This window comes from Methylobacterium crusticola, from assembly GCF_003574465.1.
GTDB lineage: Bacteria > Pseudomonadota > Alphaproteobacteria > Rhizobiales > Beijerinckiaceae > Methylobacterium > Methylobacterium crusticola.
Genome location: NZ_KZ984624.1, coordinates 23,339 through 32,843 on the forward strand (window position 1 = coordinate 23,339; position 9,505 = coordinate 32,843).

General features: G+C 73.6%; 13 protein-coding genes. 5 read left to right on the plus strand and 8 right to left on the minus strand.

The genetic code is table 11. The features are described from left to right. Nucleotides 1-104 precede the first annotated feature (104 nt). From DT057_RS02670 to DT057_RS02690, 5 genes are all read right to left on the minus strand, one after another. Nucleotides 105-995, minus strand: a complete 891-nt coding sequence (locus DT057_RS02670) for an outer membrane protein (protein WP_128560579.1) — start codon at nt 993-995, stop codon at nt 105-107. 170 nt (nt 996-1,165) lie between these two features. Next, on the minus strand, nt 1,166-1,357 hold the full coding sequence (locus tag DT057_RS02675) for a hypothetical protein (RefSeq protein WP_128560580.1): 192 nt from the start codon (nt 1,355-1,357) through the stop codon (nt 1,166-1,168). A gap of 259 nt (nt 1,358-1,616) precedes the next feature. After that, nucleotides 1,617-2,072, minus strand: a complete 456-nt coding sequence (locus DT057_RS02680; protein WP_128560581.1) for a tellurite resistance TerB family protein — start codon at nt 2,070-2,072, stop codon at nt 1,617-1,619. 226 nt (nt 2,073-2,298) lie between these two features. Further along, complete coding sequence (locus DT057_RS02685; RefSeq protein WP_407068110.1) at nt 2,299-3,060, minus strand: isochorismatase family protein; 762 nt, start codon at nt 3,058-3,060, stop codon at nt 2,299-2,301. 46 nt (nt 3,061-3,106) lie between these two features. Then, nucleotides 3,107-4,036 (minus strand): FTR1 family protein, encoded by a 930-nt coding sequence (locus DT057_RS02690; protein WP_128560582.1) that lies wholly within the window; start codon nt 4,034-4,036, stop codon nt 3,107-3,109. Between the two features lie 293 nt (nt 4,037-4,329). Here DT057_RS02690 and DT057_RS02695 point away from each other — a divergent pair, with 293 nt between their 5' ends. The 5 genes from DT057_RS02695 to DT057_RS02715 all read left to right on the plus strand — a co-directional run bounded on the left by DT057_RS02695 (nt 4,330) and on the right by DT057_RS02715 (nt 8,317). After that, nucleotides 4,330-6,606 carry a TonB-dependent siderophore receptor gene (locus DT057_RS02695; RefSeq protein WP_128560583.1) on the plus strand — a complete coding sequence of 759 codons (2,277 nt, stop codon included), beginning with the start codon at nt 4,330-4,332 and terminating at the stop codon, nt 6,604-6,606. A gap of 15 nt (nt 6,607-6,621) precedes the next feature. Beyond that, entirely contained in the window at nt 6,622-7,014 is a 393-nt protein-coding gene (locus DT057_RS02700; RefSeq protein WP_128560584.1) for a DUF7831 domain-containing protein, read from the plus strand. A 126-nt stretch (nt 7,015-7,140) separates the two neighbouring features. After that, nucleotides 7,141-7,476, plus strand: a complete 336-nt coding sequence (locus DT057_RS02705) for a hypothetical protein (protein WP_128560585.1) — start codon at nt 7,141-7,143, stop codon at nt 7,474-7,476. A 201-nt stretch (nt 7,477-7,677) separates the two neighbouring features. Further along, on the plus strand, nt 7,678-7,983 hold the full coding sequence (locus DT057_RS02710) for a hypothetical protein (RefSeq protein WP_128560586.1): 306 nt from the start codon (nt 7,678-7,680) through the stop codon (nt 7,981-7,983). A 97-nt stretch (nt 7,984-8,080) separates the two neighbouring features. After that, nucleotides 8,081-8,317 carry a hypothetical protein gene (locus DT057_RS02715; RefSeq protein WP_128560587.1) on the plus strand — a complete coding sequence of 79 codons (237 nt, stop codon included), beginning with the start codon at nt 8,081-8,083 and terminating at the stop codon, nt 8,315-8,317. A gap of 39 nt (nt 8,318-8,356) precedes the next feature. Here the strand turns inward: DT057_RS02715 and DT057_RS02720 are convergent, their stop codons facing one another. The 3 genes from DT057_RS02720 to DT057_RS02730 all read right to left on the minus strand — a co-directional run bounded on the left by DT057_RS02720 (nt 8,357) and on the right by DT057_RS02730 (nt 9,418). Continuing rightward, nucleotides 8,357-8,740, minus strand: a complete 384-nt coding sequence (locus DT057_RS02720) for a hypothetical protein (protein WP_128560588.1) — start codon at nt 8,738-8,740, stop codon at nt 8,357-8,359. Between the two features lie 61 nt (nt 8,741-8,801). Then, nucleotides 8,802-9,029 carry a hypothetical protein gene (locus tag DT057_RS02725; RefSeq protein WP_128560589.1) on the minus strand — a complete coding sequence of 76 codons (228 nt, stop codon included), beginning with the start codon at nt 9,027-9,029 and terminating at the stop codon, nt 8,802-8,804. 134 nt (nt 9,030-9,163) lie between these two features. Further along, a complete protein-coding gene (locus DT057_RS02730; protein ID WP_128560590.1) occupies nt 9,164-9,418 on the minus strand; it encodes a hypothetical protein in 255 nt (84 codons plus the stop codon). Between the last annotated feature and the right edge of the window lie 87 nt (nt 9,419-9,505).

Here is a 9,505-nt window from a genome sequence, read left to right on the forward strand (position 1 = left end):
GACCCGTGGCCGGGAGCGCGTCCCGACGGCCGGGACGCGACGCGGGGACGCCGCGGCCGGTTCGGGCGAACCGGCCGCGGCGCCGGGCCGGGCTGCCGGCGCGCTCAGTAGCTGCCGAACTTGTAGTTGATGCCGGCGCGCACCACCGCGAACTCGGTGTTGCGCCGCGCCGGGTTGCCGCCGACCACCACGACGTCCGGGTCGAGGGTCGTGACCACCCGGCCGGCGTTGTTGACCGCGAAGGCCCCGTTGAAGCCGTTGTTGCGGTCGAGGTTGACGTACAGGCCCTCGACCTTGAACGTCACGGCCGACGACCGGAAGAAGTTCAGGAAGGAGTCGGTGGGCAGGGCGTACTCGACGCCGCCGCCGACGGTCCAGCCGGTCTGGAAATCGTCGGTGGAGCGGTTGGGCAGGCCGAAGTCGCGCCCGCCGCCGCTGCCGTACGCGAAGCCGCCGGTGGCGTACACGAGGGTGCGATCCCAGGCGTAGCCGAGACGGCCGCGCACGGTGCCGAAGAAGTCGAGGCCCGAGAAGCCGTTGGGGTTGAACACCAGCGTGCCGGGCACGACCGTGCCGGCTGACGCGAAGGCGAAGCGGTTGCGGTCGCGGCCGAAATCGACGTACTGCGCGTCCGCCTCGAGGCCGACCACGAAGCCGTTGCCCGGCGTGAACTGGTAGTTGTAGCCGATCTGGCCGCCGCCGGTGAAGCCGTCGTTGCTGCTGCGGTTGTTGAACGCCAGCACGCCGGTGCTGTAGGTGTTGATGGCCGTCGCGAAGATCCGGGTGGTGGGACCGACGCCGAGGACCGTCGGAGCCCGGTCGTCCGAGGCGTCGAAGCCGTAGCCGGCGTTGAAGCCGGCGTAGAACCCGGTCCAGGTGAAGACCGGCACCGGCGTGAACACCGGCGGCGCCGCGCGGCGCGGCAGGTCGGCTGCAGACGCAACGCCCGCAAAGGCTGTTGCTGCTGCACCTGCGAGCAGAAGCGTCTTGAACATGGTGGTCAGGTTCCCCTTGCAGCCCGCTGCGTCTGGCGGGAGAACCGATTTTAAGCGCAACCTAGAATGGTCGGCCTAGTGCAGCTTGGCCACACGGCCCGAAGGAACGCGTCCCTCCGGCCGCGCCGGCCCGCACGCCCCGCCGGGTGCCGGATGCCGGCGCCCCCGGATCAGTGCGACTCGCTGCGGTACACGCACTCCGCGCCCCGGTCCTCGTACCCGCCCGGACAGGCGCGCACGCAGGCCCCGGCGGCGCTCTTGAAGCCGGGCGGGCAGGCGCCGCGCTGGGCGGCGGCGGGCCCCGCTGGCCCGCCCGCCAGGAGGAGGGCCGCGACGAGCGCGTGACGGAGCCAGCGGGTCACGCGGCCTTCGCCTCCCGGGTCGCGCGGCGGCGGGCCGGCGCCTCGGCCGGCCGGGATGGCGGGCCGGCCCGCCGCCTTACCGCAGGTGGGCGCCTCACCGCAGGTGGAAGGCGATCCAGGCGACGCCGAAGGCGACCGCCCCGGCGACGAGCCAGCGCACCAGGGACGTGAGGATCGGTCGCATGCCGCCTCCAGGGTCGGGGCCGCGGGCGAGCGCGCCCCGGGGGCCGCCCGGCCGCGGGCGAGGCGCGCCGGCACGTCAGCGCCCGCCCGCCGCGGCCCCGGCCAGCAGCCCGTGCTTGTCGAGGGAGAGCACGACGGCGACCTCGTCGAGCGCGTCGTGCTCCTGCGGGCTGATGCCCTCGAAATCCGCCACGTCGGCGGCGATCAGGAAGACGCTCTGGCGCTGCGCGAGCGGGCGCTCGGCGACGGCCTCGATGAGGAGCCGGTTCCGCATCCGGCCGGCCCGCGTGCGCGCCCGGCCGATCGCGTCGTAGAGCTCCTCCGCCAGCATCAGGTTGTCGTACCCCTTCTCCAGGATGGGATCGGCCAGCAGGCCGGCGATGGCGGCCTCGAACTCGGCGCCCGCCACCTCGCCGTCGGCCACGATCACGTTGGCGCTGGCGGACACGGCCGCGCGCATCAGCGCCTCGTCGCCCGCGTAGGCGGCGACCGTCTGCTTGAAGCGGCCGAAGGCGTCCTGGACGATGCTCATTGCGGTCCTCGAACCTCGCGCGAATCACGCCGATCTGCTTAGAGCCTGACGGGCGCTTGTTGAAGCGCCCGTCAGGCCCCGGCTCCTCGTTCCAGCGCGGGGCGCCGGCGCGCGCCGGCTGGCCCTGGAGCATTTTCCGGCGCAGTGGACACCGGTTCGCCGCAGAACATGCGGCAGAATCGAAAACCTGGAGCCGCGGCCGATGGCAGCGTGATCGGATGCTGCTCTAGGCCGCGCGCGACGGGCGCCCGTGCAGGGCCTCGGCCACGTCCGCCGCCGCGGCGGTCCATCCGAAGAAGCGCTCGACGTTGAAGACGCTCGCCCCGAACACCGCCTCGGGCCCGGCCTGGTGGGTCGCGTCCCGGACCATCAGGGCGAAGAATTCGCGGTGGTAGGCGTCGCGCAGGGTCGACTCGACGCAGACGTTCGTGGCGACGCCGACCAGGATCAGGTGCGTGACCCCGCGGGCCCGCAGCAGCTGCTCCAGGTTCGTGCCCGCGAACCCGCTGTAGCGCGCCTTGAGCACCATCGCCTCGCCGGGGCGCGGCCGCATCGGGTCCACGAAGGCGTGGTCCCAGGTCCCGTGGGTGATCAGGGTGCCGCGGGTCTCGGGGTGCGCGCGCATGTGCCGGAGGGCGTTCGACTTGTGCCAGACCGGCGACGCGGGCCCGCCGGCCTCGGTCTGGTCGCGGTCGAAGCCGTTCTGGAGGTGCGCGACGAACAGCCCCGCCGCCCGCGCCGCGCCCAGCACCGCCGCGGCGGCGGCGACCGCCGGCCCGGAGCTCCCGACCTCGAAGCCCACGGTGTCGAGGTAGCCGCCGGGCGACAGGTAGGCGTTCTGCATGTCGACGACGACGAGGGCGGCGCGGGCCGCGTCGAGCGCGAAGGTCTCCGGCCGGGCCGGGATGGCGATCGTCGTCAAGGTTCGTCTCCTGCCCGAGGCCCCGGGGCTGCGCCGAGGCCGCACCCCCGCCGGAGCGCGAGCCAGATCCGTGCCAGCCGGGCCGCCCCCGCCGGCGGCCGGCGGATCCGGGCTACCGCACCAGGCCGGGGGCGGCCTTCGCGCCGTCCCGGCCGCGCTGCAGCACGAGCAGGCAGGCGAGGGCCGCGACGACGATCACCCCTTGCAGGCCGAGCGCCTCCCAGCTGCCGTTGAAGCCGAGGGCGGCGACGGCCTCCGGCACGCCGCCGTCGTGGACGGGGACGAGGGTCTGCTCCTGCAACTCCTGGATCGCCGCGCCGACGAGCTTCAGCCCCATCACGAACAGCAGGGCCGAAGTGAGGAGGAAGATCGGCCGCAGCGGCAGCCGGAGCGCCAGCCACTGCATCGCGGCGAACAGCGCCCCGAGGGCGAGGACGGCCGCCCCGAGGCCGCCGAGCAGGGAGGCGTCCCAGCCGTTGGCGGTCCGCGCCAGGGCGTGCAGGAACAGCACCGTCTCGGCGCCCTCGCGGAACACCGCCAGGAAGGCGATGCCGGCCAGCGAGAGCGCGGCCCCGGCGCCGAGCGCGGACCCGGCGCCGAGCGCAACGCCGGCGCCGAGCGCGGAACCGGCGCCGAGCGCATTGCCGGCGCCGAGCGCGGCCCCGGCGCCCCGTACGGCTCCCGGCGCGGCCCCGGCGCCGAGGGCCTGGCCCGCCATGCGGTTGAGGTCCGCCTGCCAGGCCTTGGGGTCCTGCCGGAGGAAGAGCCAGCCGCTCATCATGAACATCAGGCCGGCGGCGAGCAGCATGACGCCCGCCTCGATCAGGTCGTTGTGGTTGCCGTCGAAGTAGGTCTCGAAGACCCAGGCCATGCCGAGGCTCGCCAGCACGGCGGCGCCCGCGCCGGCGTAGAGCGGGCCGATCCGGTCCGTCGCGCCGGCGCGGCGCAGGAACGCCGCGAGGGCGGCGATCACCAGGAGCGCCTCGAGACCCTCGCGGAACAGGATCGTGAAGGCCTGAGCAAAAGTCGATCCGTCAGCCATGTGTCACCTTCGTCACGCGCGCGCGCCGGCGCGGCCCCGGCGCCGCCCCGGCGGCCGGCCGGCCCTCGCCGCCCGGAGATCCCCAGCTCCAAGAGTAGTTTTTCATTCTTCTAAAAATAGCAAGGTGACCTCTTCTCTGTATGATATATGTCACATCCTGATTTAGAAGTGCTCATCAGTTTTTACTCGCTCCAAACAGGTGTCGATCGGCGGTGATCTTTGCCGGGCCGCTGACATATGGTGGCGCGAGCCCGTGCGGCGAGTCCGTCCCGCTAACCACAATTGCGTCGGTGATGAGCAAGTCAGTCCATCAGGTCCGGGGTCTTCCCGTCGTCGCGTCGTGCCCGAGGCCGGGGGGCCGCGCCGGGCGATCGGCCGCCCTCGGCCTCCTCGCGGCGGTCGCGGCCTCGCCCGATCCCGCCGCGGCGCAGGGCACGATCCCGCTCAACGAGATCACGGTGGCGGGCGCCCCGGCGGCGCGTCCGCCCGCGGGCGTCGGCGCGCCCGCCGACGCCTCGGCGACGAGCGGCGGCGGCGGCGGCCCGAGCGGCGTCGTCGGCTACAGCGCCCGGGTCAGCCCCGCGGCGACGAAGACCAACACGCCGCTCCTCGAGACCCCGCAATCGGTCTCGGTGATCACGCGCGAGCAGCTCAACGACCGCAACGTCCAGACGCTGAACGAGGCGATCGACTACACGCCGGGCGTCTCGGCCAACGTGTTCGGCTTCGACCCGCGCTTCGACTCGTTCTACATCCGCGGCTTCAACGTCACGAACGTCGGCATCTACCGCGACGGCCTGCGCCAGCCCTCCTCGCCGTTCGCGATCCCGCGGGTCGAGCCCTACGGCCTCGACGCGATCACGATCCTGCGCGGGCCGGCCGGGGGGCTGTACGGCCTCGGCTCGCCGGGCGGCATCGTCGACGTCACCTCGAAGCGCCCGACCGCGACCCCGTTCGGGGAGGTCTGGCTGCAGCGCGGGAAGTACGACCGCTACCAGGGCGCCTTCGATCTCGGCGGCCCGGTGGAGAACACCGACGGCCAGCTCTCCTACCGGATGACCGGGCTCGTCCGGCAGGGCAACGACTTCCTGCCCGGCGGCATCGACGACCGCGTCTACATCGCCCCGGCCTTCACCTGGAAGCCGTCGGCGGACACCACGTTCACGGTGCTGGCCGAGTACCTCAACAACACGGTCCCGGGAAACGCCTCGTTCTACTCGGACTTCACCGACCCGCGCTTCCAGAAGACGAAGCTGTTCTCGGGCGATCCGGCCTTCCAGAACTTCAACACCGAGCAGTACCGCGTCGGGTACGCCTTCGAGCACAAGTTCAGCCCGGACATCGTGTTCCGGCAGAATTTCCGCTACTACCACGTGGACGCCGACCTCCGGTACACGGCGATCAGCCCCGGCGGCCTCAGCGCCGACCTGAGGACGGCGGCGCGCGACACCGGGCGCATCGCCAACATCCTCGACACCTTCACGGTCGACAACCAGCTCGAGGTCCGCGGCGCCACCGGCCCGGTCCGGCACACCCTGCTGACCGGCATCGACTACACGTACGCCACCTACAGCCAGCGCAGCGGCTTCGGCCTCGCCCCGGACCTGCAGATCGGGGGGCTGATCCGCCCGAACTACGGCGCGCAGTTCATCCCGGTGCCCGACCTCGGGGCCGCGACCCGCGTGACGCAGTCGCAGCTCGGCACCTACGTGCAGGACCAGGCCAGGCTCGGGCGCTTCCTCCTGACCCTCACCGGCCGGCACGACGGCGTCGACACGACGGCGGGCCCCGTGGGCGACCCGTCCTCCACCGCCGAGGCGACGAACCGGGCCTTCAGCGGCCGCGTCGGCCTCAACTACCTGCTCACCGACGAGCTCGTCCCGTACTTCAGCATCGCCAACACCTTCGCGCCCCAGCTCGGCCTCGACCGGCTCGGCCAGCCGTTCCAGCCGACGCGGGGGCGCCAGATCGAGGGCGGCGTGAAGTTCAACGTCCCCGGCACCAGCGTCTTCCTGAACGCGGCGGTGTTCGACATCACGCAGACCAACGTGCTGGCCCCCGACCCGGTCAGCCCGCTCACCAACCTCACGGCGATCGGGGCGGTCAACTCGCACGGCGCCGAGCTCGAGGCGGTGGCCAACCTCGGTCCCGGCATCAACGTCACGGCGGCCTACAGCCACGTCGACATCAGCACCATCCGCAACCCCGGCAACCCGGAGACGATCGGCCTCGCGCTCTCCGGCATACCGGGCAACACCTTCCGGATGTTCGCGACCTACGCCATGCCGTCCTGGACCGACCTCTACGGCCTGAGCTTCGGCGGCGGCGTGCGCTACGCCGGCACCAGCCCCGCCAACGACGTCCCGGACACCTTCCGCAACTCCACCGTCACGCTGTTCGACCTGGTGGCGGCCTACGACTTCGCCAAGGTCGACCCGCGCCTGACCGGCGTGCGGCTGCAGGTGAACGTCACCAACCTCCTCGACCGAACCTACTTCAACTGCCAGGCCGGCGCCTGCTACCGCGGCCAGCCCCGGCAATTCTACGCGAGCCTGATCTATCGGTGGTGAGCCGGGAGCGACGTCGTGCCGATCCGCCACGAGACCGGCGTGACCCGCGAGGGGTTGCGGGCCCGTCCCGAGACCCTGTTCGTGTACGCCGACAACGTCGCGCGCCGGGGCCTCGGCAAGTATTCCCGTGAGATGCGCGGCGAGCCGAACGCGGTCGGCATCCCGACGAAGCGGCTGCCCGCGACCCACAAGGCCGCCTTCTTCGACGACGGCGACGACAGCCTCGCGGATTTCCGCGCGGCGTCGGAGGCCGACTTCGACCGCCTCGCGCAGCACCTGCGCGCCGGCGGCGCCGTCGTCCTGCCGGTCGCGGCCCTGGGGGAGAACGATCTCAAGGCGCGCGCCCCGCGGATCTGGGCGGAGCTCCAGGGCCGGCTCTCCGCGCTCGGCCGCATCGGCCCCGGCTGAGCGGCGCCGGCCTGCCGGGGCTGCGGCATCCGGCCGGGCCGCCGCGGGCGGATCCGAAGCGGGCCGGCCCGAGTTTGGTCACGGCAGGCCGCGCGCGCGGCGCGTCGAGCCCGGGGGCCCCCGCCGATGAGACACCCGCCGGTGCCGTTCCGCCCGACGCCCGCCGCGGCCGCCCTCGCCCTGGTCGCCCTCGCGGCCGCGACCGTCGCGGCCGCCGCCCAGGGGCGCCCGTCGAGCGTGGAGATGACCTGCGTCCAGGCGGGGCGGCTCGTCGCCGGCCGGGGCGCCCTCGTGCTCGGCACCGGCGGCTACACCTACGACCGCTTCGTGCGCGACCGCAGCTTCTGCGAGCCGACCGAGATCGCCACGCGCGCCTTCGTGCCGACCCTCGACAACCCGGCCTGCCTCGTCGGCTACCGCTGCAAGGAGCCCGGCTTCGACGCGTTCGGGGACGACGAGTAGGCCGGGCCCAGGTCCTGCAATCCGCCCGCAATCCGCCCGCAATCCGGGCGCGTGCGGACCGGTGCCCGGCCCCGGCGGCCAAGCATACGCCGAGCAGGCAGCCGGAACCGGACCCGCCAGGTCCGATTTAACTTTCGGCAAATCGCGTCGCCGGCAGCCCTGGTAAGCAAGACCTGTTCGAAGACCTTCAAGGGCGCACCCATGTTGACGGCAAAAGCCACTTGCGAGACGACGAATGCGCGGTCGGTCCATGCAGCCGTACCCGAAGGTGCGCTGGACGCTCCCATCGTCTGCTTCGACGACGTGGCGCTCTTCGGCGTGGGGCCCGAGTCCTTCCGGGCCGCGCTCTGTGCTTTCATCGACGACGTCGACGAGGATGGACGGCCCTTCACCCGCAAGAAGATCGTCGCCCACCTGCGCGGGTCGAAGGCGTCGCTCGCAGCGCTCCGCCGCATCACCGACCAGCTCGACGCCGTGCTGTCCCGGCCCGAGGGACCGGCGAACTGAGGCCCCGCGGCCGGGCGCGGAGCGAGCCCCGCGGTTCGGCACGCACCGAACCGCCGCGCCCTGCCCCGCGTTGGCCCCGGCCGCAGGAGGAGAGGCCATGCCCCACGAGACGGAGACCCGCCGGTCCGCGCCGCCCGCGGCTGCCGGAGAGGCGGACGACGCCCTGACGGCGCGCCCGCGCCTGACGCGGGCCGACGAGGACCGGGCCGCCGAGAAGGTCGGCGTCGCGCCCGCCGACCACGCCGCCGCCGGCAAGCCGGACGCCCTCGATCCGGGCACGAGCCTCACCGGCGAGGAGCCGCGGCCGCGCCCGGCGCCCACCCGTCCGGCCTGAGGCCGGCCGGCGCCCGGCGCCCGCCTTCGGCGCCCGCCCTCAATTCACGGTGCGCGGCGCGTCGTCCTGCAAGGGGGCGGTCAGCGCCTCCGCCAGGGTCTCGGCGTTCTCGTCGGTCAGCAGGAAGCCGAGCCAGCCGAAGGTCGCGTGGCGGAAGAAGACGGGGCGCAGGCCCTGGTGGCGCCCCGCCGCGGCCGCCCACACGCCGCCCGTCTCGTCGACGTCCACCGTGGCGCTGTCGAGGGTCGCGGGCACGCCCGGGACCATCTGGTTGCGGTACTCGCACAGCACCCGGATCAATTGCTCGACCTCCTTGGCCGACGCGAGGTCGAGCGTCCGCAGGTTGCCGTCCGCGCCGGGCAGCCCGAGCGTCAGCGACGTCTTGTCGGCGTTGAGCCTGGCTCTGAGTTGACCTTGCTTCATGACGTGCCTCCATGGGGTCGGCGGCCGCCCGGCCACGGCGGCCGGCCCGGCCGCCGCGGCGTCACGGCGCCAGGATGATCTCGGCCAGGTCGAGGGCCTTGGCCTGCTCGGCCTCGGTCTTCGGCGTCGGCGCCGCGACCGCCCCGGTCGCGCGCCGCACCTCGGCCAGGACGGCGTCGCGCAGGTCCGGGTCGCGCTGCGCGAGCTCGCGCAGCAGGGCCGAGACGACTAGCTCGAGCGCGCCGATGCGCGCGCTCGCGTCCTCTTCGAATGACAGGGTCGCGGTCATCGCACAGGCTCCCGGGTGGCTCGAGGCCGCCATGGTAGCAGCGCCGGGCGGTCCCGGTCTCCGGTCGGTCCTGGGCCCCCGGGCCCGCCCGCGGGCCTCGCCGCCGGGCGCCCCGCCCGGGGTGGCGCCCGCGCTCACCCGCCGCCGACCTGCTCGGCGAAGTCGTCCGGGATCTCGCCGAACTGACCGAGGATGGTGACGCTCTCCAGCTCGCCCGTCTCGTCGTCCGCCACGACCCTGAGCGCCGCGGCGCCCGGCATCCGGCCCGCGATCGCCTCGGCCCGCTTCAGGGCGCCGCTCTCGGTCGGCGCCACGTCCCGCGCACCGGGCCGCAGCCGCTTGCGATGCACCTCGAACGTCTGCACCACGAACGTCGTGCGCATCGCCATCGGATCAGCGCTCCCTCGCCGGCCGGAGCGCCGCCGCGGCCCGCGCGCCGCCGTCCCGGCGGGCGGCGGCGCGGAGGGGCGGGCGGG

What these genes read in the sequence shown, in the direction of transcription:
- DT057_RS02670 (WP_128560579.1), bottom strand. Translation starts at nt 995, where the DNA reads ATGTTCAAGACGCTTCTGCTCGCAGGTGCAGCAGCAACAGCCTTTGCG.
- DT057_RS02680 (WP_128560581.1), bottom strand. Translation starts at nt 2,072, where the DNA reads ATGAGCATCGTCCAGGACGCCTTCGGCCGCTTCAAGCAGACGGTCGCC.
- DT057_RS02690 (WP_128560582.1), bottom strand. Translation starts at nt 4,036, where the DNA reads ATGGCTGACGGATCGACTTTTGCTCAGGCCTTCACGATCCTGTTCCGC.
- DT057_RS02695 (WP_128560583.1), top strand. Translation starts at nt 4,330, where the DNA reads ATGAGCAAGTCAGTCCATCAGGTCCGGGGTCTTCCCGTCGTCGCGTCG.
- DT057_RS02705 (WP_128560585.1), top strand. Translation starts at nt 7,141, where the DNA reads ATGAGACACCCGCCGGTGCCGTTCCGCCCGACGCCCGCCGCGGCCGCC.
- DT057_RS02710 (WP_128560586.1), top strand. Translation starts at nt 7,678, where the DNA reads ATGTTGACGGCAAAAGCCACTTGCGAGACGACGAATGCGCGGTCGGTC.
- DT057_RS02715 (WP_128560587.1), top strand. Translation starts at nt 8,081, where the DNA reads ATGCCCCACGAGACGGAGACCCGCCGGTCCGCGCCGCCCGCGGCTGCC.
- DT057_RS02720 (WP_128560588.1), bottom strand. Translation starts at nt 8,740, where the DNA reads ATGAAGCAAGGTCAACTCAGAGCCAGGCTCAACGCCGACAAGACGTCG.
- DT057_RS02725 (WP_128560589.1), bottom strand. Translation starts at nt 9,029, where the DNA reads ATGACCGCGACCCTGTCATTCGAAGAGGACGCGAGCGCGCGCATCGGC.
- DT057_RS02730 (WP_128560590.1), bottom strand. Translation starts at nt 9,418, where the DNA reads ATGGCGATGCGCACGACGTTCGTGGTGCAGACGTTCGAGGTGCATCGC.